Genomic DNA, 23,959 nt, shown 5'->3' with positions numbered 1-23,959 from the left:
GGTGATGCCTTATGACACTCACAGTAGGCGGAGACAAGATATCACGATTGACACTGGCCGGAAACGAGTTTGTGAATGCGGAAGATGTGTGGCTACCATGTATGGTCAATGCAGACTTTTCGGGCACGCCAATTTTGATGCACTATGATGCATCGACAGGCGTTACTAGTTTTATTGGAGCTGCTGATATCACATGGACATATAGTCAAGGTACATGGAACAAGATTCTTTTAACGCTGCCAGATGGGTATCGGTTTAGCAAGACTGACAGTACTTTCCCACTCGGAAGCAAAACTAGTAATGCCACATCTGGAATTATGTATGGGACTGGATCCTACTATGGTGATTTGTCTTTCACCATGTCAGGTGATTCAATTAGTGCAAAATTCAATTGGAAAATGAACTCAGCTTCAGTTTACCCTGCAGGAAGAATAATTATTTTTATGAGCGATTTAGATGATAACTACACAGGATATCATTGCTGGACTACAACGTCTGTAATACCGGACTAGAAAGGATGAGACAAATGAAACTAGTTAACACGCTTAAAATGTCGGGGGGGGGGGTAGAAACCACCCTCTAACCGCTGGTTCTACTCAGACTGGTGGTGACTGCCATGAGTGAGGTTAGCATGTCTAGCGATGTAGCGAAAATCACCCTTGGCAGTGAGACTCTGTGGGAGCGGCAAGACCCGAATACTACGTGGATTGAGCTTCCAGACAACGGGACAAAGGGAACGGATTTTGTCGGTATGGAAATTATGAAATTTGACCCTCAAACCGGTATTGCAGCTTTTAAAGGCATCCGCGCGGTTACAATCCCATCTGGTGAGGGCATTAAAAAATGGCGACTGGCATTAGAGTTGCCAAATGGGTATAGCTTCGCGTCTAATAACCCAGCAACTTTTACTATTGGTGATTCAGGAGCGGGAGGAGGACATGCTGTTCCGATGAAATACGATGGAAATAAGTGTTATGGGCAAATCTCAAATAACTATGCGGCAAATCAAGGTAGCCAAACATGGGTGCTCAACAACTCATATGGCGGGCCTGGAGCTGCTAATGTATTATTTTCTGCAGATATCCAATTCAATGTAATCAAGGAGGACTAACCATGTACGATAAATTCACAAGCACCGTAAATGTTCGGGGGGGGGCAACCCTATAGAATTTCACTAACTCATAAGGGTTCGTCTTTGATTGGAGGCGAACACTTATGGGATTAGCAATTAGCGATGATGTATCCAAGATTACCCTGGGTAACCAGGTGCTTTATGACCGGATAAATCAGTGGAAACCGTATACAAATTTTGTCGGAACAATTAGTAGTGGATTGCTGTTGTCTCAAGTGGATAATACTCAAATGAAAATTTTTGGTATGGTTTCCACGTCAACGATGTCTTTCAAAATTAATCCACCTGATGGCTTTAGGTTTGTTAATTTTGCTGGGGCAAATAACTTCGTTGGAAACTGTATGCAAAATTATGGTGCCACTATAGGTGGTGTTAGATTAATGATTAGCGATGATGGTATGACAATTAGCGCGGTGTCGTACAGCAGTACAGATAGAGTCGATGCTCAGAACTTTTATATCGGTATGTCCGGTTCAGTTAAAATCAATATCGAAAAAATTAAGGAGTGATTTTATGTCAAAAACAGTACCAGTGTATGTCAGCATCGATGCTGATAATTCAACACTAAACGAGCAGCCCAAGTCGGTGTCTGCAGACGGCCTGACAGAACTGTGGATTCGGCCGGGGATGCTAAATTACTTGTTGGAAAATTGGACGAAGTATTTGGTGATTGACGGCCAATTCAAGCGGACCAGCGATGATTTTGCTGACTTAAGCGTCGATCACTTGCTACACGTCATTGATGTGGTGAACGGCCAACTGACAACGGCTACGGATACTATCAGTACCATGGATAGTCAGTTGACTGCCGCCAATGCTACTATCACACAGTTGCAGCAGATGTTGATTCAGTCAAGCCAAGCGCAAGCTGAATCGGCCGCCGACCAGACTCAAATGAAACAAATGTTAGTTCAAATGTCAAAAGTAATGGCGCAAAGCCAAGCTGCTACTACAGAATAAAAATAGGAGGAATTTATCATGACTTATCCAAATTTTGATGTTTTAAAGATGCAATACAGCTGGGGCAAGATGTTTATGACAGATGAGTTCCTGGCAGCCTACGTTCCGCTGGGGACTATCACCGCTGACCAGTATAAAGAAATCACGGGCACCGACTACAAGCCAGCTGAGGCATAGGGGGTGCTTTTCTTATGGACTCAAAGCTATACGGACACTACAAGAAGAACCAGTTTTGGTTCTGGTCTGCAGTCGAAACTTACGCTATCGCAGTAGTCTTCATCATCCAAGTCAATTTCTTCGACTTGAAGCCCCCAGCGCACACTATGCTGGGATTCCTTGATGATCCGGTGTCGATTTTTCTAATTGCGGTCATCGGTACGTTTGCGATGGTCTACTCAATCTGGGACTTCCATTGGTTCTATGCCCGGCCGATTATGATTGGTTGCCTGGTCTTTGTGTGGATGTCATTTTTCTTGGGATTCCTGGTTCATGACATGGAGATGGGAGCGTTAATCAGTCCCGGGGCCGTTCTGACTGGTGGGGTGATTTGTCGGATTATCAGTTATGCATTCACAGGGGATGATTAAAGTTGAGCGACAAGGTATTCACGGCCATTCTCTCTGCAATCTCAGCTATTGCGGTCGGTTACGTGCCGGTGTGGGTGGCCCGGATTAACGCCGGTAAGCCGCCAACTAAAACTGATGAAATTAAGCGATTAAAGAGAGAGAATGACCGATTAAAGAAGGAAGTAGAAAAGTTGAAGAAGCGAGGTGAGTAGTGTGGATTATATCCAGCAACTCAATCTAGGAACGGCGACTGAACTGGCATTGACCACTTTAGTCGTTTTTGTTTTGACACAGGCAGCGAAGCAAACCAAGGTACCCAACCAGTGGATGCCGTGGCTGTCTATGCTGGTGGGGACGGTGGTCGGCTTGTTATCGGTAGTTGTGACCGCCGACCATAACTTCCTGTCAGGGGCCGTTATGGGGCTTCTGGTAGGCGGTTTCACGTCTGGATTATTCGATGGCTTTAAAGGTTTCAATGTGAAGGAGGATGATAAATAATGGGTTATAGTTTAAATCATAGCTACGAGTTAGGGGCCAACCAGGGTTCTAGTGGTAAAGCGTCCCATCAGTACATCATTGCCCATGACACCGGTAATGATAACAATAAGGGAGTCGGAAGTGCCAAGAACGAGGCTAGCTACATGCGCGGTCACTGGCAGAATGCGTACACGCATGCTATTGTGGATGACCAAGGTATTTACATCGTCGGGACGCCGGGATACATCGCTTATGGCGCTGGCAGTCCTGCTAACGAACGCAGCCCGTTTCAAGTGGAATTGGCCCACGTTAACACGCAGACGCGTTTCGATGCCAGCTATAAGCGCTACGTATGGGTGATTCGGTATTATGCTAAGAAATACGGGATTCCGCTTGCTTTGGACGGAGCTGGTAATGGAATCAAGACCCACAAGTGGGTGTCCGATAACCTCTGGGGTGACCACCAGGATCCATACGGCTATCTTAAGAAGTGGGGTATCAGTAAGAGTCAGTTTGCCAAGGACTTGAAGAATGGCGTTGGTGGTTCGGCTTCCACACCAGCAAAAAAGGCCACCTATTTGAAGGCGGCCAAGCAAGTGAAGGCTAAGACTAATGTGACGCGGTACCATGACAAGGCGTTCAAGAAAAGGGAACTGACCTTTAAGCCGGGGACAATCTTTGATATTGCTAGTGTAGTTGGGTATGGTAAGATTACACGGCTGAAGCTGGGAAATGGTCTATATATCACTAGCAACACAGATTACGTGAAAAAACTCAAGTAACGCGAAAGCCACTCTATCCAAATTGATGGGTAGGGTGGCTTTCCTTTTACGCTGCTTTAATATTTAATTTTGAAGTTATCAAAAATCCATCTTTTATTTTTTGACGGATCTAGGAGATTGAAGGCATCGTCGTTTGCTGAAACTACAGTTATGTTACCGTCAACCGATTCTCTGTATTTAGGGATTACAATTGAACCGTTGTACTCAAAGTATTTGTGTGCATCGGATGGATTTATTGCTAAATTCAAAATATCATTTTGGGGATTTAGTACTGGCGTGAAGAAAAATGCAGCTGCATTATTGGGAACAAAATTATAGAAATTCGACAAAAAGTTTGACAGTTTATATACGTTTTCTCCAAACTTTTCTGAAGGAAGGGAGAATATATCACTAATCATTTTTGAATATATGTCTGCTACGCTTCCACTTTTACCAAAATATCCAATTTGTGTGGCCGTGATAGGTTTAGTAACCTTGTATGAGTTAACAACGACCGCATAGTGCCGACTCTTTTTCACTTGATAACGTATTTCTTTAAAGGTTTGCGACACATCACTAGATAAGTATAGGACGGATTCATGGGGACGATTTAAGCGTCCCCAATGCTTGACATACTCTTTAGGCGCTTCCCAAAATTGAGAAGCATCCCAATAACCAATATTTCGGTAATTTTTAGCATCCGTAATACGGGCCCTGTAATAAATAGTACCGGGCCGTAGTGTTCCAACACGAGAGTTTAATATAAGCTGAGGAGGTAAAATGTTTTTCAATTCATCAACAGATAAGCTATCAATTGTTTCCCACATCCTTTTTACGTTTAACAGTGCTTCAGCCACTGTTTCCTCTTTGAAGCCGCTGATTTGATGTCTATCCTTGATGAGGATTCTATTTACCTTTTTTCGTTTCATAAGACAATCGCTCCTAAGTAGTCAGTGTTTATTAATGTTACGATGTTGATCCAGTAGAGGAAGTTTTCATAAAAAAACGCACCTCCCACAAAATGGAAGGTGCGCACCTCTATAATCCTTGACGCTGTCCTAAAAATCTCCCACAAAATCTCCCACAGAATGGGGGTAATCAGTAGTAATCAATAGAAAACGGAATTTTAAGAATGCCGTAATACCAGCGTTTAAAGCACCACAGAGCAACCAAGAAAGACCGAAATCTCTAACGGTTGTAGTATTCAACGATAAGAGATTCGTCAAGTTCTGCGTCTAATTCTTCACGTTGAGGGAAGCGGGTAAGAGAACCTTCCAGCTTGTCAGCGTCGAATTGAACGTATTGTGGACGACCAACAACGGCTTCAACAGCGCCCTTGATGATGGCCATGTCCTTGGACTTTTCACGAACAGAGATGACTTGGCCAACTTCGACTTCGTATGAAGGGATGTCAACGCGCTTGCCATCAACAGTGATGTGACCATGGTTAACCAATTGACGAGCTTGACGACGAGTCGTTGCCAAACCTAAACGGTAAACCATGTTGTCCAGACGACGTTCGAGCAAGATTAAGAAGTTAGTACCATGAGTACCTTCAGAGATCTTGCCGGCACGCTTGAACAAGTTGTAGAATTGACGTTCAGTCATGCCGTAAGTGAACCGGAGCTTTTGCTTTTCACGCAATTGCGTACCGTATTCAGATAACTTTTGACGACGACCTTGACCATGATCACCAGGTGCGTAAGGACGACGGTTTAATTCTTTACCAGTGCCGGAAAGGGATACCCCTAAACGACGGGAAATACGCCAGCTTGGGCCAGTGTAACGAGACATAGATAGTTCCTCCAATAAAATATTATTTGGAGTAAAATAAGCTGTTTATAAGTTTAGTATTCGTGCAGGTTGCTTTGCAAGTTTCACCCTATGCAGCCGCAGGTTACTTCTTGAACCAATGTAACGGCAACAATCTGTTGACGAGCTTACCACTTATCGCTGCATTATTTTACACAACGACCAGTATAACCAGAAAGCCTACTGGTTGTCAACGTGTTTTAACAAAACGCGGGCAAATTCTTCTAAAACGGCTTGGTCAGCGGCACTGAAACGGTCCAGACTAGGGGAATCAATATCCATGACGCCCAGGGGGTTGCCGTTGGCTAAAATCAGTGGCACCACGACTTCGGAATTGCTGGCGGAATCACAGGCAATGTGGCCGGCAAATTGATGGACGTCAGCGACGCGTTGCACCGTCTGCGTTGCCAGGGCAGTGCCACAGACCCCGCGGTTATTTTCGATGTGGACACAGGCCACGTTTCCTTGGAAGGGGCCTAAGATGAGATCGTCGGTTGCCGGTTGATACAAATAAAAGCCGGCCCAGTTGACGTCGTCGAGCGTTTGCTTCAATAGGGCTGAGGCATTGGCCAAGTTAGCGACCAGGTTCGTCTCGCCGTGCAAGAGGGCGTCAAGTTGTTCGGTGATTAAAGAATTTATTGCTACACTCATAGAAAGGCCTCCAAAGTTTAAAGATTAAATTATTCCGATATAGGTAAAAAATGGCTAGGGAATCGTGAAAACCTAGTGAAGCCTAGGCGTGACTTATGCTATAATCGAAATTAGATTAAATTGTAAAATGAACCGAGCGATTTTGCAACTCGTTAAACGTTGAAATGCTGATGAAGGATGGGGTCAATTATGGTAGGTGTGTTGATTGGAATCGTGATTCTTGCGATTGTCGTCTACGTGGGTGTGCTGATATACCAGCAGCGTATTCGTAAACAAGTCACGGCGTTAACCACAAAAAAAGAATCGATGGTGGCAATTCCGCTAACGGATGAGCTTAATTTGGTCGGAAAGTTAAGCCTGACTGGCCAATCGTTGGCGCAGTTCCAACAACTGCAGGCCGACTATCAAGACATTACGGAGAATCGTTTCAAGCGGATTGACCAAGAGTTAGACCAGCTGATGAGTGATTCGCGGGGCGTTAATTTGCTCCAATTGCGCCAGCGCCTGACGAAAATCACCCTATTGGTTAACCAAACTGACGCATTGGTGCAAGAAGTCCAAGCGCAATTGGCGAGCCTCCAAGAAGTTGATAAGCAACATCGCGAGGCCGTTCATGAGTTGGAAAAGAAGTACCAGGACTTGCGGAAAACGCTGTTGGCAAAGAACTTTGCCTTTGGCCCTAGCATTGATGGCTTAGAGGAACGCTTAGGCCAGTTAGAGGGTAACTTTGATACCTTTACCCGACTGACCCAAGAAGGCGACCACGAGCGAGCAGCGGACGTTTTAAGCCAACTGCAGACCGACACCACGAACTTGGAAGACTTGATTGCGGCTATTCCCCCGTTGTACAAGGACTTAACGGTGGTCTTCCCGGATCAGATCAAGGAATTGAAGGGCGGCTACCAGCAATTGGCGGCGGACCATTATCAGTTTGGCGACCAAGATGTGCCGGGACTGATTCAAGATGCTGAGGAGCATATCAAGGACAACGCCAACACGTTGACGGAATTGCGGCCGTCCGACGCGGAAGTCGTCAATGACCGAATTGCCAAGCAGATCGATCACATTTACGATGTGATGCAAACGGAAATGGATGCCAAGGAGCCGGTCAATAAGAATTTAGACCGGGTCGCCAAGTTTATTGCCCATGCGCAAAACCAAAGCCATTCCTTATTGAATGAGCTGGACCGGTTGAGCCAAAACTACACGCTGGATCACCAAGAATTGGAAACGGCGCGGGAGTTGAATGAGCAGTTACGCCATATCGACGGCACTTACCAACAAGACGTGCAGGCGTTGAGTGGCAAACAAGCGGTGTTCTCTCAAGTGTTGGCCCACCAAAACCAGCAGGAAAAAGATTTAAAACAAATTGAAGAACAACAAGCAGACATTTTGAAGAGCGTGGCGGGGTTGGCCGATGAAGAACGGCAAGCCCGCGACACCCTGCAACAGTTTGATTTCAATCTACATAGTTTACGCCGGCAAGTTGAGAACCTGAATTTGCCCGGGATTCCCCAAGAATATTTGGATTACTTCTTCGTGGTGCGTGACGAGGTGGCCCAATTGGCGACCGACATGGACCAACCCCAAATTGATATGGAACGAATCACCAAGCAACTATTGATTATTCAAACTGATTTGGACACGTTACAAGAAAAGACGGACGACTTGGTTGACAGCTCGCAACTGGCAGAACAGTTACTACAGTACGCCAACCGTTATCAGACCAGTCACGAAGACGTGGCCGAAGCTAGCCACACGGCGGCCGACTTGTTCGAACACAAGTACCAGTACGCCCAAGCACTGGAAACCATCGCCACGGCCTTAGAGCAGGTCGAACCGGGTGCGTACAAACGTCTGGAAGATGCCTACTACGACCGCAAAGGCACAGCCAAACCTAAGCGGCGGCAAACTGAAAAAGATTAAGCTAGACTAGAAGCGCTACTCGGACCCCATCCGGTAGCCCTTCTTTTTTAGACTCGGCTGAGTGAGACCAGGCGTCTGCGTTAGCCAGAGATTCCGGCCGCATAGTTGACGAACGGTAAGGCGGTCAATGAAAACCGGCTAGCCAAGAACAACCAGCCTTTCAGACTAAGGTATCGCTTACATCTTGGACTTCCGGTTGAAAGGCTTGTGGTCAGCAGCGTTTGTGTTTATAATGAGAAGGAATTTCTATCGGAGTCGAACCAATAGAAGAAGGATAAGAGGGTTCAGCATGATTTATTTTGATAACAGTGCGACTACCAAGGCAGCGCCCGAAGTAGTCGATACTTACGCGAAGGTCAGCGCGAATTACTGGGGGAATCCATCAAGTTTGCACAAATTTGGTGAACAGGCATTTAACCTGTTGGAACAGTCCCGCCAGCAAATCGCTGATCTAGTGGGTGCCAAGCTGAGTGAGATTCTCTTCACTAGTGGCGGTACCGAAGGCGATAACTGGGCCATCAAGGGTACGGCGATGGCTAAACGTGAATTTGGGAACCACCTGATCACGACTGAGGTCGAACATCCGGCCGTGCACAATTCCATGGAACAGCTGAAGCAAGAAGGGTTTGAAGTGACCTACTTGCCAGTTGATGAAAATGGGCGGGTCTCTGCGGATGACTTGCGCGCCGCCATCAAGCCGACGACGATTCTGGTCTCCACCATGGCCGTTAACAATGAAATCGGGGCGGTGCAACCACTCGATGAAATTGCGGCCGTCATGCGTGACTTTCCGCGGATTCATTGGCACATTGACGCGGTCCAAGGCATCGGGAAGGGCTTAGCCGACAAGATTTTTAACGACCGGGTCGACTTTGTCACGTTCTCCGGGCACAAATTCCATGCGCCGCGCGGGATTGGCTTCATGTACAAACGCCAAGGCCGTAAAATCACGCCATTAATGGCTGGTGGTGGTCAGGAACGGAATTTGCGTTCTGGGACCGAAAACCTGCCGGCGATTGCGGCCATGGCTAAGGCCTTACGGTTACTGCTCGATGACGAGGCCGCCAAGGTTCAACGCCAACGGGCCATCCGGTTGGCCATCTTGCACCACGTAGAAAAATTCCCGAACGTGACGATTTTTTCCAAGGACTTGCCAGTCTTCGCTCCACACATTCTGTGCTTTGCGATTGCGGGAGTTCGCGGTGAGACCATCGTGCACGCGTTTGAGGAACACGATATCTACATTTCGACGACCAGCGCTTGCTCGTCCAAGAAACACGTGGAATCCAGCACCCTGCAAGCCATGAAGGTCGATGATGGCATTGCCACCAGTGCTGTGCGGATTTCACTCGACGAGCACAACACCATGGCGGAGGCCGAGAAATTTAACCAAGTCTTTGACGAACTTTACACGCAATTTGCCAAATTAAGCTAAATCACGAAAGGGGTCGCGCAATGGAATATAGTGAAATTATGGTCCGTTACGGCGAGCTGTCGACGAAGGGGAAAAACAAAAAAGACTTCATCAAACAGCTTGGCCAAAACGTCCGTAAGGCGCTCAGTAGCTTTGAGGGCCTAGAAGTAAAAGCACAACACGATCGCTTGCATGTCACCTTAAATGGGGCGGATTCAGACGCCGTCATGGATCGCCTGAAGGGTGTTTTCGGGATTGAAAATTTCTCACCATCGGTCAAGGTCGATAAAGACATTGACGCCATCAAGGAGACGGCCGTGGCGATGGTCAAGGAAGCCTTCAAACCCGGGATGACTTTTAAAATCAATACGCGCCGGCAAGACAAGGAATTTGCCTACGACACGTACCAAATGAACGAAATCCTCGGGAGCACGATTCTGGAAAACGTGCCGGGGTTGACCGTGCAAATGAAGCATCCCGACCTGGAATTACGGGTCGAAGTGCGGATGAATGGGGTCTTCCTGTCCGGCGAAACCATTCAAGGAGCCGGCGGGTTGCCCGTCGGTACCGGTGGCAAGGCCGTTATGATGTTGTCTGGTGGAATCGATTCCCCAGTTGCGTCTTACTACGCACTGCGCCGAGGCGTTAAAATTGATATGGTCCACTTCTACAGTCCGCCATACACGTCTGAACAAGCTTTGGCCAAGGCCAAGGAATTGACGGCGCGGTTAGCGGGCTACTCAGGTGGCATTCAGTTTATCCAGGTGCCATTTGCCAAAATCCAAGAGACCATCAAGGAAAAGGTGCCCGAGGGGTATTTGATGACGGTCCAACGGCGGCTAATGCTGCGGTTGACGGCGGCCATTGCTGAAATGCGCCATGCCAAGGGAATCTTCAACGGGGAGTCTCTAGGACAAGTGGCCTCACAGACGCTGGAAAGCATGGCGGCCATCAACGACGTGACCTCCATGCCAATCCTGCGGCCACTGTTGTCAATGGATAAGACGGAAATCATCAAGGTCGCTGAAAACATCGACACCTATGATCTGTCTATCTTGCCATACGAGGACTGCTGTACCATCTTCACGCCACCAGCACCCAAGACGCATCCGAGCCTGGAAAAGTCCCGGAAGTACGAAGGGTACATCGACGTGGATGGCTTGATGAAAGAGGCCTTGGACGGCATCACCATCACGGAAATCCGGCCAGGGGACAACTACCTCAACCAAAATGAAGATGTATTCGCTGAATTGTTGTAAAGAATAAGAGTGGACCCAAAGGCAGCCGGCGAGCGATGACGCTACCAACCGAACAATCCTGATTTAGGATTGTTTGGTTAGTAGGTTTAAGTGGCGCCAGCTGTCTTGGGGACCACGTTTCAGCCATTTAAAGTTGCTGAACAGGGGGGCTTGAGAATTTTTTCTCAGGCCTTTTTCTTGTAGAATTTTAGTTGAGAATTTAGCGGAGTTAGGCTATGCTGGTAAAAACGAAGTTAAATGAATTTCGGGTTTTGGCAAAAATGAAATGCCGGTCTGACGGGATTTGTTTAGTGTATTCCCCACAGGTGTGGGGGTGATCCTACTTGTCCTTGTATTGAGAACCATACTGCACTGTATTCCCCACAGGTGTGGGGGTGATCCTGGAGTGCCCTTTTACTTGGTAAGCTTTGAACGGTATTCCCCACAGGTGTGGGGGTGATCCTCGGGGAGCCGTCAGCGGTGGCTTCAGCAGTCAGTATTCCCCACAGGTGTGGGGGTGATCCTGTCATAACGGAATCGCAGATTATATTATCAACGTATTCCCCACAGGTGTGGGGGTGATCCTTTACGGGGATGCCGTGCATCACTACCAGCGGCGTATTCCCCACAGGTGTGGGGGTGATCCCGGTGTGAAGGTATTATCATGATGTGGCATAGAGTATTCCCCACAGGTGTGGGGGTGATCCTACTGCATGCTCCATCACTTAATCTCCTCGATTGTATTCCCCACAGGTGTGGGGGTGATCCCGGCCCCAGTCTTTCGACGATGAGTTTCGCATCGTATTCCCCACAGGTGTGGGGGTGATCCTACCTCTTGTGAATACCTCCTGACCGGACGGGAGTATTCCCCACAGGTGTGGGGGTGATCCCCTTCCAGTCAACGTCTTGGAAGTCTGGTTCTGGTATTCCCCACAGGTGTGGGGGTGATCCTTTTGCGGTTCCACTTCGCCGGAGCGTAGGTCAGTATTCCCCACAGGTGTGGGGGTGATCCTAATTTTCGGCATATTCATTCTCCTTAGTTTGAGTATTCCCCACAGGTGTGGGGGTGATCCTCTGACACCTATCTGACACCCTCAGATAGGAACGTATTCCCCACAGGTGTGGGGGTGATCCTCACATACGATTGATGCCCTTACTCAGCAGGTAGTATTCCCCACAGGTGTGGGGGTGATCCCCCGAACCACGTTGCGCCGCCCGAGATGAAACTGTATTCCCCACAGGTGTGGGGGTGATCCCAGCCTTCATAGAGGTATTCAAATTAAAAAAGGGTATTCCCCACAGGTGTGGGGGTGATCCTCATACCGCACCCACGGGACGTTGTCACGTCTTGTATTCCCCACAGGTGTGGGGGTGATCCCTTGTCAGCTTAGAGGTTATGTTGTTTTGAGCAGTATTCCCCACAGGTGTGGGGGTGATCCCGATCGCTCTAGCGTCGTTATTACCTTGCCTCTGTATTCCCCACAGGTGTGGGGGTGATCCCATGGCTGGTGGTACGGCACACTCTACCAACCAGTATTCCCCACATCGATGACATGTAGCAAGTGATCGATACGTATTCCCCACAGGTGTGGGGGTGATCCTCTGCTGTTCACGCTGCTTGATAAGTTGTAGCCGTATTCCCCACAGGTGTGGGGGTGATCCTGAATAATTTAAAGACGTTGCTTAAAACATTTTGTATTCCCCACAGGTGTGGGGGTGATCCTAAGGAGACGCGACCCGTGGTTCGAGTTCGTGCGTATTCCCCACAGGTGTGGGGGTGATCCCAGTTATTATATTATATGTTATGCAAATGAATGGTATTCCCCACAGGTGTGGGGGTGATCCTGGGGGACCGAATTAATCAGGAGGAAATTTAAAGTATTCCCCACAGGTGTGGGGGTGATCCCGACTAGCCTGCAAGTAGCAGAAACATTTGGCAGTATTCCCCACAGGTGTGGGGGTGATCCTAGAGATTCGTAATGCGATTGGAGAAGATGTAAGTATTCCCCACAGGTGTGGAGTGATTTCACCACCAGCAATTTGGTGGTGTTTTTATTTTGTCGTTGAAATTATTTTGCTGGTGGTGCAGTGGCAACTCAACCTCATAAAGTTGATACGATGAGGCATCACAACTAAATGACTGTGGCAAGCGGATTAGGGCTTCATACAGTCATTATCAATGAGACGGAGGTGAAGTAGCATGAAGTATAAGTATAGCCAGGATACAGATGGGTGTGGGTGTTGTGGGGTGCTTGTGACGGTAACTATAGCTTATGTCATGATTAAGTTGTTGATTGGGGTCATTACATACTAGTAAGCGGATTAACGGTATTTCCCACAAGCGTAGGGGTGAATCACCAGAGTTTTTCGCAATTTTATGGCAAAATGCTTGTCATTACCCCTGGAGTTGCGCGATAATTAAAGCAATTAGTCGGTGAAAGCCGATAAATAACTGAAGGGGTTGATCTGCGTGGAAGTCACACGACTCGGCGATACATTCTCTTTATCTGGTACGTTGCCAGAAGTAGGAGATCAGTTACCAAAGTTTAAGGTATTCGATCAGGAAAATAAGAAGGTCAAGACGGCTAACCTTATTGGTAAAGTCACCTTGATTAGCGTGGTTCCGGACCTGGATACACCAGTATGTACGATTCAAACGCGAAAGTTCACCCAGCAAGCGGATCATTATCCAGATGCGCGGTTTGCGACGATTTCAAATAATTCAATCGCTGAACAAACTGGCTGGTGTGCGGCTCAGGGCGTAGAAAACGTTGATTTGTTGTCAGACGAAGAATTATCGTTTGGCTACGAAATGGGTCTGTACGTCCCGAACTTGGGTAATTTGGCCCGGTCGATTTGGATCATTGATGACACGGGTAAAATCGTTTACCGGCAAATCGTGACTGAACAAACTGATGAACCTGACTATCTGGCGGCCATTGATGCCCTGGAAAAGTTGGTCAAACGTGTTGACCTTTAGTCAGAAATTGCGTAAACTGTGAAAGTAGCATTGAGCAAGTCAGTAGCGTGAAGCTGTTTGTCACAGAGAGCCGGGGATTGCTGGAAACCTGGTGAAACACTTACGTGAACGTAGCTTGTGAGCCGTTGGGCTGAACTTACAGTAAGCCTAGACCGGAGCACTCTCCGTTAACAAAGAAGTTAAGTGGGGCATGAACGCCCAATTTAGGTGGTACCGCGAAGACTCTTCGTCCTAATTTTTTAGGATGGGGAGCCTTTTTTATCTCTAAATCGTTAGCTTCCGTAGTCAAGAAAGGAATTGATTTACATGGCAGATAAGCAAGTTGATATGCCGACCAAGTATGATCCGACCGCCGTTGAAGCGGGTCGGTACCAGACTTGGCTCGATGAAGATGTTTTCAAACCCAGTGGGGATAAAAAGGCGACCCCGTATTCAATCGTGTTACCGCCACCAAATGTTACGGGTAAGCTGCATTTAGGCCATGCCTGGGACACCACGTTACAAGACATGATCATCCGGCAAAAGCGGATGCAAGGTTTTGACACGTTATGGGTACCGGGGATGGACCATGCCGGGATCGCCACGCAAGCCAAGGTGGAAGCCCGGTTGCGCGAACAAGGCATTACCCGTTACGACCTTGGTCGGGAAAAGTTCGTCGACAAGGTTTGGGAATGGAAAGACGAATACGCCGCGACCATTCACAAGCAGTGGGCTAAGATGGGGTTGTCCATGGACTACTCCCGCGAACGGTTTACGCTGGACGATGGCCTGTCCGACGCGGTCAAGAAGGTCTTCGTAACCCTGTACAAGAAGGGCCTCATTTACCGTGGTGAATATATCATCAACTGGGATCCGCAAGCGCGGACGGCGTTGTCTGATATCGAAGTTATTCACCAAGACGACAAGGGTGCCTTCTATCACGTGAAGTACCCATTCGCCGACCCTGATTACACGTTCAACGGCAAGCACTACATTGAAATCGCTACGACGCGGCCAGAAACCATGATGGGGGACACGGCCGTGGCGGTCAACCCAGATGACGACCGTTACAAGGACCTGGTCGGTAAGGAAGTTATCTTGCCATTGGCCGACCGGAAGATTCCGATCATCGCTGACCAGTACGTTGACATCAACTTTGGGACCGGGATGGTTAAGATCACCCCAGCCCATGACCCGAACGACTTCTTAGTCGGTAACCGCCACAATCTGGAACGGATCAACACCATGAACGAAGACGCCTCCATGAACGAAAAGGCCGGTAAATACGCTGGCATGGATCGTTTTGACGCCCGCAAGGCCATGGTCGCTGATTTGGACGACCAAGGCTTACTGTTGAAGGTCGACCCAATCGTCCACTCCGTTGGGCATTCCGAACGGACCGGGGTCCAAGTTGAAGCCCGCTTGTCCACCCAATGGTTCGTGAAAATGAAGCCATTGGCCGAAGCCGCCATCAAGAACCAACAGGGTGACGACGCGGTTGATTTCGTGCCAGAACGGTTCGAACACACCTTCACGCAATGGATGGAAAACGTCCATGACTGGGTTATTTCTCGCCAGCTCTGGTGGGGTCACCGGATTCCAGCCTGGTACAACAAGAAGACTGGCGAAGTCTACGTCAATGAAGAAGCCCCGAAGGATATTGAAAACTGGGAACAAGACCCTGACGTCTTGGACACCTGGTTCTCCAGTGCCCTGTGGCCATTCTCCACGATGGGTTGGCCGAACGAAGACAGCGCTGATTTCAAACGCTACTTCCCAACCGACACGTTAGTTACCGGGTACGACATCATCTTCTTCTGGGTTTCCCGGATGATTTTCCAAAGCCTGGAATTCACTGGCAAGCGGCCGTTCAAACACGTCCTCTTACACGGTTTGATTCGGGCCGAAGATGGCCGTAAGATGAGCAAGTCCTTAGGTAACGGGATCGACCCAATGGACGTCATCGACAAGTATGGTGCCGACGCGTTGCGGTGGTTCTTATCCACCGGTTCAACGGCGGGCCAAGACGTGCGGTTCAGCTACGATAAGATGGACGCTGCCTGGAACTTCATCAACAAGATCTGGAACGCCAGCCGATTTGTCATCATGAACTTGGGTGAAAACACTCAGCCAGTCGTACCAGCCGCTGACAAGTGGGATTTGACCGACAAGTGGATCTTGAGTCGCTTGAATGACACGGTCAAGCACGTCACGGAAATGTTTGACAAGTTTGAGTTCGGTGAAGCCGGTCGTTCCCTGTACAACTTTATTTGGAACGACTTCTGTGACTGGTACATCGAAATGAGTAAGGAAGTCTTGAACGGCGATGACGCGGCAGCTAAGGCGACTAAGCAAGACCTGTTGGCCTACGTGCTGGATCAGACCTTACGCCTGTTACAACCAATCATGCCATTCGTGACGGAAGCCATTTGGCAAGCGATGCCCCATGATGGCAAGTCACTGGTGACGGCAACTTACCCAGTTGACCACCCAGAATTCGACAACGCTACGGCTGAAACTGACATGACTAGCCTGATCGACTTGATCAAGGCAGTCCGGAACATTCGGGCCGAAGCCAACGCCCCAATGTCCACGCCAATCGACTTGCAGATCAAGTCCAGTGATGCCAAGCTACAACACGTCTTCGAGACCAACCGCGACTACATCGACCGGTTCGTCCACCCGAAGGACTTGCAAATTGGCGCCGACCTGGTCGCACCGAAGTTAGCCATGACGGCGGTCATCACTGGCGCCGAAGTCTCAGTGCCACTGGCCGAATTGGTCGACTTGAACGACGAAGCCAAGCGCTTAGACAAAGAAGTTGCCAAGTTCACGTCTGAAGTTGAACGCGCAACCAAGAAGTTAGGCAACGAACGCTTCGTGGCCAACGCCCCAGAAGACGTGGTCAACGCCGAACGCGAGAAGCAAGCCGACAACGAAAAGAAGTTGGCCGCTACCAAGCAACGGTTGGCTGATATTAAGGCCCAACTTTAATGACTGGCTAAGGCTAACCCGGTTGTTTCTGTTAGCCAGGTTAGCGCCTGTCAGTCATGTATCCTGGCCTTGAGTCAATCTTTCGTATATCTAATTTGAGCGAAACAAAACGGAACATCAACCGGCGACGGTTGGGGTTCCGTTTTTTTGCATTGGTTGAGCTTGCTCAAAGTGGTATTAATCAACCGGAAATTTGTTTGTTGTGTGGATTATCCTAGTGTGACTAGCTTGTGTATCAAAGTAATTGGTGATGGTAACTGATGCTGGGGCGCTGCCTACTGACGGGGATGTTGTCGCTGGCAACGACCAATCGTAGCCGAGAGTTCGCTAGAGATGAGTTCAGCTGTGGGAGTTTCCTTAGCGGCGTGGGTTACGACGCTTAGGAAACTGGCACCTGGAAGACGTGGGTTGTCGGCTTCCAGGTGAGGTCTGAGACCGACCTTTGGCTCGGACCGGCGCCCTCAGCGTTCCAACTCATCTCTAGCGAACGGTAAGGCGGCCAGTTTCCCCAGTGGTTGCCAGCCGCAACGGAAAATCCACCACAAAAACTAGGCAATCACTGGGGGAATCTGCTAAACTGAGAGGCAGTGACTATCTGGGAGGTTTTCAATTTGATAAAAACGTATGCCGAGGCATTACAGTTTATTCACGGGCGCGACCGCTTCAAGAAAAAGCCGACGCTGACCCGCATGCGAGAGTTCATGGCCTTGCTGGGTAATCCCCAGGACCAACTCAAAATGATTCACGTGGCCGGGACCAACGGCAAAGGCTCTACGGTCGCCTTTTTGCGTGATTTATTTCTGGCGGAAGGTGCAACGGTGGGGACCTTTACCTCACCGTTCATTACCCGGTTCAACGAGCGCATCAGTGTGAACGGTGAGCCAATCAGTGACGCGGACCTGCTCGCTGACGTGCAGCGCATTGAGCCCATTGTGGCCCAGTTAGACGCGCAGTTAGGACCAGAGGGACCGACTGAATTTGAGATCGACACGGCCCTGATGTTTTGCTACTTCGCGACGCATCCCGTCGATGTGGTGGTCGTGGAAGTCGGGCTAGGCGGCAAATACGATTCGACCAACATCATCACTCCCGCCGTGTCCGTGATTACCACGATTGGCATGGATCACATGAAAATTTTAGGGGACACGATTCCCAAGATTGCCGCACAAAAAGCGGGCATCATCAAACCCGGTGTTCCGGTCGTCTGCGGCCGCTTGACACCAGATGCCTTAGCGGTGATGGACCAAACAGCTGCAGCCAACGACACGCAGGTCCGGGCGCTCGGGCGAGAATTTCACGTGACCAACCGGCCCGAACACGAGTGGGGCGAGCGGTTCGACTACACTTGGGGCGACCATCGCTGGCGTCGGTTACAAATTGATTTGTTAGGCCAATATCAGATCGACAATGCGGCGACAGCTTTGACGGCGTACATCACGTACCACCAGCAACAGCAGACCCGTGTCAAAATCGCTGAGATTCGGCAAGGCCTGCAACACACGGCTTGGCCTGGCCGGTTTGAACGGTTAGCTAACGAACCGTTGATTGCCATTGATGGCGCGCACAATGAACCGGCCATGGTCGAAATGGCCCAGCTCTTGCGGCAACATTTTTCTGGCCACGATATTTACATCATTCTGGCCGTGCTGGCAGATAAGCAGTACACGCAGATGGTCAAGACCCTGATGAAGGTACCGCAAGTACATCTGGTCGTGACCCAATTCCAGGGACCCGGCAAGCGCGCGGCCGCCACACCAAAGGAGCTGGAGGATGCGGTGGCTAGTCACAAGCGCATCACCATGGCGCCGGACTGGCCGACGGCGTTAAAGACTGTGTTGGCTAGCATTTCAGCTGATGATTTGGTCCTACTGACGGGATCGCTGTACTTTATTTCCGAGGTCCGGCAATATTTTAAGGACCCTGACAAATAAAGCGGCCTTTTTTACGGAGTTAATCCGTAGAGGGGTGAAGAGAGATGCAACGACAAAAAATGACGATTCACAACGAGCGCCAACTGGTGGGTCAGGTGTTAAAGAGCCTGGGACTGCCGCACATTGCGGAGAGCGACCGGTTCTTCCGCTACTTTCACAGCGTGGCCAATCTGCGCTATGCCAGTCACCGCCAGTGTCGCGCCTACGTGGGTGGCCAGGCCCAACGCCGCAGTCTACTGACCGCCATTGACTTGGGACGCTGGGTCCAGCAGGCGCCGCGGCCCATCTTAGGTGAGGTGACGGCCAGCAGTCAGTTGGGGCAGGCCTTGATGGATGACCTGCGCTACCTCCAGCAGGAGCGCGTCGAGGTCTTGGTTTTAGACGCCAAACACCGCATCATTGACCGGCAGACGGTCTTTCAGGGAACGCTGGACAGTTGTCCGGTCCATCCCCGTGAAATCTTTCAGTTAGCCGTGATCAACGGTGCCGCGGCCATCGTGGTCGCTCATAATCATCCCAGCGGAGTCCCCCAACCGTCGACCAACGACCTGGCTTTCATGCGCCGCTTGGCCGATTGCGGCCGGTTGATGGGGATTCCGTTACTGGATGGTTTTGTGGTGGGCATTCACAGTTATTTTAGCCTGCGAGAAGCGGGCCAATTACCGGCTAACGGGAAAGAAAATGCGGCAGAACCTTTAAAAACTGATTAAAATCTGTCTTTACTATTTCTTTCTCGTTAAAAGTTCGGTATTCTTGACATTGACGACGTGTTCTCACGTAGATAGGTATGTTATAATACGTCTATCAATGTACAAAAATAAAAATCAATTAAAGTTTTGTTGACAATGAAGGGATGAAACACATTGTTCGGATTAGGAACGAAAAATATTGGGATCGATCTGGGTACCGCCAATACGATTGTCTACGTTGACGGGAAAGGTATCGTTCTTCGCGAACCTTCCGTTGTCGCCAAGAACACAAAGTCTGGGGAAATTGTGTCCGTTGGTGAAGACGCACGCGCAATGATTGGCCGGACCCCGGCTAGCATCGTTGCCATTCGGCCCATGAAAGACGGCGTGATTGCCGATTACGATACGACCGTTGCCATGATGAAGTACTTCATCGAAAAGACAGTCGGTAAGTCGAACGGCAAGCCTTACGTGATGGTTTGTGTGCCTAGTGGCGTAACGGAAGTTGAAAAGCGGGCCGTGATCGACGCGACCCGAGTCGCTGGTGCTCGTGACGCTTACGTCATCGAGGAACCATTTGCTGCAGCCATTGGTGCTGGTTTGCCCGTCATGGACCCAACCGGTAGCATGGTCGTTGACATGGGTGGTGGGACCACTGACGTTGCCACCATTTCTTTAGGTGGGATCGTTTCCAGTCGTTCTATCCGGGTTGCCGGTGACAAGTTGGACGACGCCATCGCGACGTACGTTCGCTCTAACTTTAACCTGTTGATTGGTGAACGGACCGCTGAAAAGCTGAAGATGGACATCGGTTCTGCTTCCGTTGAAGCGGCCGAAAAGATCGACGGCGCCACGATCCGTGGGCGTGACCTGGTTACCGGGTTGCCGAAGGCCGTGGAAGTTTCCGCTGTCGATGTGGCTAAAGCCATCCAAGAACCCGTTCAAGACGTCATTACGGCTATCAAAGAAACCTTGGAAGAAACGTCACCAGAAATCGCTGCCGATGTCATTGATCACGGCATCGTCTTGACTGGTGGGGGCGCCTTACTGCAGAACTTATCTGAAGTTATCGCGGACGCAACCAAGGTACCGGTTTCCATTGCAAACGACCCGTTAGATTGTGTGGCCGCTGGTACTGGGGAATCATTAAAGAGTATCGATGTCATGAAGAAAAAATAGGGACTAGCGGGAAGGCAGCTTCCCGCTTCTTTATTGTGAGGGTAGGGGGTAACTTACAGCCGTACCCGCAAGATGGAGGTCAAACATGCAGAAATTTTCTCTCAATCGCCGACTGGTCATTATCATTGTTTGCGTGATTGTTAGCTTTGCTTTGATGACGGTGTCCGTGACCATGCGGAACAAAAAATCCACGCCGCCGCTGATTCAACAATTTGGTAATGACATTGTCGGCTTAGTTGATCGTGTCGTGGCGATTCCCACCAATGGGTTGAGCGGCTCTGTCAGCTCCGTTTCGGAATTACTGAACACGTATCAGGAAAACCAACAGTTAAAGAAACAAGTCAGTGAACTGGCGCAGACTAAGGTCCGGGACCAAACGCTGGCTAAGGAAAACAAGCAGCTGAAAAAGGAAATGCAGTTGAATGCTTCGTTGACGGATTACACCGCCGTTTCTGCCGCCGTGATTACGCGGACGCCATCTTCCTGGCAAAGCCAAGTGGTCATCAATAAGGGGGCCGCTGCGGGGGTCAAGAAGAACATGCCGGTCATGTCAGGCTCTGGTCTGATTGGTCGGGTCGCCGAAGTTAACAAGACCAATTCCAAGGTGGAACTGATTACGGACAACAATGACTCCTCGAACCGGTTTGCGGTCCAAATCACGACCAAATCTGGCAAGACGGTCAACGGGGTCCTGAGTGGTTACAAAGCCACGACGGGACAAATCACGATGGACAACATTACGACCAAGGCGAAGCTCGCTAAGGGTGACAAGGTCGTGACGAGTGGTCTGGGTGGCGTGACGCCAAAGGGCTTGTACGTCGGCACAGTGGCTAAGGCTACCGGGTCCGATTACGGGTTGGCCACGAAGTTATACATCACCCCAGCCACGGATCTCAGCGCGCTGAACATCGTCACCGTTGCCGTCAGCAAGCAGTAGGGGGGACTAGTCGTGTATCGATTATCAAAGTTACGTTTCGGCTTTCCCGTCTTCTTGTTTTTGGCCCTGTTTCTAGACGGATCGATTAGCCAAGTCTTTAGTGTCCAAATGTTTCGCTACCCAACTGCCATGGTCAGCCATCTGGTGGTGCTGTGGTTAGTGTGTGGCGTGCTTTTTGAAGCCGATGATGGCACGTTTGACATGCCACTAGGACGGTGGGCTGCGGTCGCCGGGGCGGTGTTTGATTTGTACTATACCGGAATCTTCGGGATAGCCGTCTTCATCTTCCCACTCGTCGTTTACCTGACCCGCCGGCTTGCCAGTTGGATTCGCCCGAACTTTTTAAGCGGCTTGTTGATTTACTTTATCGACATCACCGTGGTGGAAGGTCTCGGTTACTTGGCCAGCCGAGCGATGCGGTTAAATACCGGGGCCGGCAGCGCGTTTTTAGTGAACACGCTGGGACCGACTTTGGCCTTTAATTTAGCGATGTTTGTGATTTTATATTTCCCAATTCGTTGGGTGTATAATTGGTTAAAATAGGTGAAGGGAACGAACGCTATGCAGGCTGCCGTATTACGCGGAACGCAAAACGGCTATGACTTGGTCCTTAAGCAATCAGCGAGTCTGGACCAAATCTTGGTTGATTTAAAATCATTATTAGAAAATCTCAAGGTGGACCCCCAGGCTTTAGAGGCATCCAAGGTCTCGCTGGATGTGCTAACTGAAGACCGGATCTTGACTGCAGAGGAGAAGACGCGCATCGAACAGATGGTGGCGCAGTATCCGCGGTTTGAGATCCACAAGATTGCCGCCAACGTGATGACGATTGCCGATGCAGTCCAGTTGCGCGAGCGGGAAAACGTTCACCTGTTAAGCAAAGTGATTCGTAATGGGCAGGAGGTCGTCATGAAGGGCGACGTCCTGTTCTTGGGGACGATTCACGAAGGTGGTAAGCTCCGGACGACGGGCAACATCTTTTCCATGGGGGATGTCGCTGGAATTCTTCAAGCGGGGTATCCCGATGACGAATCCAAGCTGATTATGGGAAATCTTCAGACCGCACAACAGGTGCGCATTGCCGAACAGTTTGACATCATTGAACCGGACAGCGTGTCTGATTCGCAGCAGACTGTGGCTTACGTGAATGATTTGCACGTCTTGTCCTATGGCAAGTTGGCGCAATTAAAGAAGATTAATCCGAAGTTGTATAACCAGATTGGAGGAATTTAAAAATGGGAAAAGCAATTGTGATCACCTCCGGTAAGGGTGGGGTCGGTAAAACCACGACCAGTGCCAACATCGGGACGGCGTTAGCCTTGATGGGCAAACGGGTCTGCCTGATGGATTTGGACATTGGGTTACGGAACTTAGACGTGGTCTTGGGCCTCGACAACCGTATCATCTACGATATCGTGGACGTAGCGGAAGGGCGAGCAAAGTTGCCGCAAGCGCTGGTCAAGGACAAGCGCTTTGACGACAAGCTTTACTTATTGCCAGCCGCGCAAAACACGGACAAGACGGCGTTAATGCCAGAACAAGTCAAAGAAATCGTGGATGAGTTGAAGCCAGAATACGATTACGTCTTGATCGATTGCCCAGCCGGGATCGAACAAGGCTTCATCAACGCTGTTTCCGGTGCAGATGCTGCCATCGTGGTGACGACGCCAGAAATCTCAGCCGTCCGGGATGCTGACCGGGTCGTGGGCCTGTTGGAACAACACCCACTGACCGAAGCACCACGGTTATTGATCAACCGGATTCGCCGGAACATGATGCAAGACGGGTCCATGATGGATATCGATGAGATCACCCATCATCTGGGCATCGAATTGCTGGGCATTATCTTTGATGATGATGCGGTCATCACGACCTCCAATCAAGGGGAACCCGTGGTCATGCAAACGGACAACCCTGCTGGTCAAGGTTACCGTAACGTGGCGCGCCGGCTCGAAGGCGAAACTGTGCCATTGATGAAGATTGAAGAACAAGAGGACACCGGTTTCTGGCACCGCGTCAGCAACTGGTTTCATCGCGGATAAAGTGATAAATAAGAGCGCGTCGACCGGGGGAAGCCTGGGTTGACGCGCTTTTGGTCTGAGGTTGACTTAACGCGCTTATTCTCGAAATGACAGCGTTTTGCTCATTAAAATTGATGAAACCAAGAGCCTGTGGCAGCCAGATTTTGGTTCTAAAATATCTGTTGTTGGTAATCAACTTAATTGGTTACTGGCAGCGGATATTTTTGTATACTGTATAGAGTAAAAATGGGTACAAAAAAGGGATATAGTCGCAGATCTATGTCCATCCACTACCACATTTCAAGAGAAAGA

General features: G+C 49.6%; 24 protein-coding genes, 2 CRISPR repeat arrays and 1 other annotated feature. Of the genes, 21 read left to right on the top strand and 3 right to left on the bottom strand.

From position 1 onward, the window contains the following. The first annotated feature begins 11 nt into the window (after window positions 1–11). The 9 genes from EKM83_RS03815 to EKM83_RS03775 all read left to right on the top strand — a co-directional run bounded on the left by EKM83_RS03815 (window position 12) and on the right by EKM83_RS03775 (window position 3,917). The gene (locus EKM83_RS03815; RefSeq protein WP_125575307.1) at window positions 12–512 is read left to right on the top strand and encodes a hypothetical protein; all 501 of its coding nucleotides are present in this window, start codon (window positions 12–14) and stop codon (window positions 510–512) included. A gap of 119 nt (window positions 513–631) precedes the next feature. Continuing rightward, window positions 632–1,111 (top strand): hypothetical protein, encoded by a 480-nt coding sequence (locus EKM83_RS03810; protein ID WP_125575306.1) that lies wholly within the window; start codon window positions 632–634, stop codon window positions 1,109–1,111. A 104-nt stretch (window positions 1,112–1,215) separates the two neighbouring features. Continuing rightward, entirely contained in the window at window positions 1,216–1,641 is a 426-nt protein-coding gene (locus EKM83_RS03805) for a hypothetical protein (RefSeq protein WP_125575305.1), read from the top strand. Window positions 1,642–1,645: 4 nt separating this feature from the next. Further along, window positions 1,646–2,092 (top strand): hypothetical protein, encoded by a 447-nt coding sequence (locus EKM83_RS03800; RefSeq protein WP_125575304.1) that lies wholly within the window; start codon window positions 1,646–1,648, stop codon window positions 2,090–2,092. An 18-nt stretch (window positions 2,093–2,110) separates the two neighbouring features. Next, entirely contained in the window at window positions 2,111–2,269 is a 159-nt protein-coding gene (locus tag EKM83_RS03795) for an XkdX family protein (RefSeq protein WP_125575303.1), read from the top strand. Window positions 2,270–2,283: 14 nt separating this feature from the next. After that, complete coding sequence (locus tag EKM83_RS03790) at window positions 2,284–2,679, top strand: hypothetical protein (RefSeq protein ID WP_125575302.1); 396 nt, start codon at window positions 2,284–2,286, stop codon at window positions 2,677–2,679. A gap of 2 nt (window positions 2,680–2,681) precedes the next feature. Further along, on the top strand, window positions 2,682–2,870 hold the full coding sequence (locus EKM83_RS03785) for a hypothetical protein (protein ID WP_125575301.1): 189 nt from the start codon (window positions 2,682–2,684) through the stop codon (window positions 2,868–2,870). A gap of 1 nt (window position 2,871) precedes the next feature. Next, entirely contained in the window at window positions 2,872–3,156 is a 285-nt protein-coding gene (locus tag EKM83_RS03780; protein ID WP_225418612.1) for a holin, read from the top strand. Continuing rightward, window positions 3,156–3,917 carry a DUF5776 domain-containing protein gene (locus EKM83_RS03775; RefSeq protein WP_125575299.1) on the top strand — a complete coding sequence of 254 codons (762 nt, stop codon included), beginning with the start codon at window positions 3,156–3,158 and terminating at the stop codon, window positions 3,915–3,917. The genes EKM83_RS03780 and EKM83_RS03775 overlap by 1 nt, the downstream gene beginning before the upstream one ends. Window positions 3,918–3,973: 56 nt before the next feature. On the opposite strand, the gene EKM83_RS03770 is transcribed toward EKM83_RS03775, so the two are convergent. The 3 genes from EKM83_RS03770 to EKM83_RS03760 form a co-directional block, all read right to left on the bottom strand. Next, window positions 3,974–4,825, bottom strand: a complete 852-nt coding sequence (locus EKM83_RS03770) for a hypothetical protein (protein WP_125575298.1) — start codon at window positions 4,823–4,825, stop codon at window positions 3,974–3,976. Between the two features lie 259 nt (window positions 4,826–5,084). Further along, a complete protein-coding gene (gene rpsD, locus EKM83_RS03765; RefSeq protein WP_125575297.1) occupies window positions 5,085–5,690 on the bottom strand; it encodes a 30S ribosomal protein S4 in 606 nt (201 codons plus the stop codon). A 198-nt stretch (window positions 5,691–5,888) separates the two neighbouring features. Further along, window positions 5,889–6,359, bottom strand: a complete 471-nt coding sequence (locus EKM83_RS03760) for a GAF domain-containing protein (RefSeq protein WP_125575296.1) — start codon at window positions 6,357–6,359, stop codon at window positions 5,889–5,891. A 189-nt stretch (window positions 6,360–6,548) separates the two neighbouring features. Between EKM83_RS03760 and ezrA the strand changes: the two genes are divergently transcribed. From ezrA to minD, 12 genes are all read left to right on the top strand, one after another. Beyond that, complete coding sequence (gene ezrA, locus EKM83_RS03755; protein WP_164505584.1) at window positions 6,549–8,285, top strand: septation ring formation regulator EzrA; 1,737 nt, start codon at window positions 6,549–6,551, stop codon at window positions 8,283–8,285. A gap of 289 nt (window positions 8,286–8,574) precedes the next feature. After that, complete coding sequence (locus EKM83_RS03750; RefSeq protein WP_125575294.1) at window positions 8,575–9,720, top strand: cysteine desulfurase family protein; 1,146 nt, start codon at window positions 8,575–8,577, stop codon at window positions 9,718–9,720. Between the two features lie 20 nt (window positions 9,721–9,740). Next, window positions 9,741–10,958, top strand: coding sequence for a tRNA uracil 4-sulfurtransferase ThiI (gene thiI / locus EKM83_RS03745; protein WP_125575293.1), 1,218 nt, complete (start codon window positions 9,741–9,743; stop codon window positions 10,956–10,958). 292 nt (window positions 10,959–11,250) lie between these two features. After that, window positions 11,251–12,437: a CRISPR direct-repeat array (repeat unit 28 nt; unit sequence GTATTCCCCACAGGTGTGGGGGTGATCC). A 72-nt stretch (window positions 12,438–12,509) separates the two neighbouring features. After that, window positions 12,510–12,904: a CRISPR direct-repeat array (repeat unit 28 nt; unit sequence GTATTCCCCACAGGTGTGGGGGTGATCC). A 503-nt stretch (window positions 12,905–13,407) separates the two neighbouring features. Continuing rightward, window positions 13,408–13,917, top strand: a complete 510-nt coding sequence (tpx, locus tag EKM83_RS03740) for a thiol peroxidase (RefSeq protein ID WP_125575292.1) — start codon at window positions 13,408–13,410, stop codon at window positions 13,915–13,917. Window positions 13,918–13,938: 21 nt separating this feature from the next. Continuing rightward, window positions 13,939–14,154, top strand: a binding site (T-box leader). Between the two features lie 69 nt (window positions 14,155–14,223). Further along, on the top strand, window positions 14,224–16,890 hold the full coding sequence (locus EKM83_RS03735) for a valine--tRNA ligase (RefSeq protein ID WP_125575291.1): 2,667 nt from the start codon (window positions 14,224–14,226) through the stop codon (window positions 16,888–16,890). Between the two features lie 611 nt (window positions 16,891–17,501). Beyond that, entirely contained in the window at window positions 17,502–18,821 is a 1,320-nt protein-coding gene (locus EKM83_RS03730) for a bifunctional folylpolyglutamate synthase/dihydrofolate synthase (RefSeq protein ID WP_125575290.1), read from the top strand. Window positions 18,822–18,865: 44 nt separating this feature from the next. Beyond that, window positions 18,866–19,531: a JAB domain-containing protein gene (locus tag EKM83_RS03725; protein WP_125575289.1), complete on the top strand. Its 666-nt coding sequence runs from the start codon at window positions 18,866–18,868 to the stop codon at window positions 19,529–19,531. Window positions 19,532–19,684: 153 nt separating this feature from the next. Next, window positions 19,685–20,689, top strand: coding sequence for a rod shape-determining protein (locus EKM83_RS03720; RefSeq protein WP_125575288.1), 1,005 nt, complete (start codon window positions 19,685–19,687; stop codon window positions 20,687–20,689). An 85-nt stretch (window positions 20,690–20,774) separates the two neighbouring features. Further along, entirely contained in the window at window positions 20,775–21,626 is an 852-nt protein-coding gene (gene mreC, locus EKM83_RS03715; RefSeq protein ID WP_125575287.1) for a rod shape-determining protein MreC, read from the top strand. 12 nt (window positions 21,627–21,638) lie between these two features. Continuing rightward, entirely contained in the window at window positions 21,639–22,169 is a 531-nt protein-coding gene (mreD, locus tag EKM83_RS03710) for a rod shape-determining protein MreD (protein ID WP_125575286.1), read from the top strand. Window positions 22,170–22,187: 18 nt separating this feature from the next. After that, window positions 22,188–22,859, top strand: coding sequence for a septum site-determining protein MinC (locus EKM83_RS03705; protein WP_125575285.1), 672 nt, complete (start codon window positions 22,188–22,190; stop codon window positions 22,857–22,859). Window positions 22,860–22,861: 2 nt separating this feature from the next. Continuing rightward, window positions 22,862–23,668 (top strand): septum site-determining protein MinD, encoded by an 807-nt coding sequence (gene minD, locus EKM83_RS03700; RefSeq protein ID WP_125575284.1) that lies wholly within the window; start codon window positions 22,862–22,864, stop codon window positions 23,666–23,668. Window positions 23,669–23,959: the final 291 nt, after the last annotated feature.

Source organism: Levilactobacillus angrenensis (assembly GCF_003946085.1).
In the GTDB taxonomy this organism is placed as follows: Bacteria; Bacillota; Bacilli; order Lactobacillales; family Lactobacillaceae; genus Levilactobacillus; species Levilactobacillus angrenensis.
Note: the sequence above shows the minus strand (reverse complement) of the source record. Positions and strands in the feature narration are given on the sequence as shown.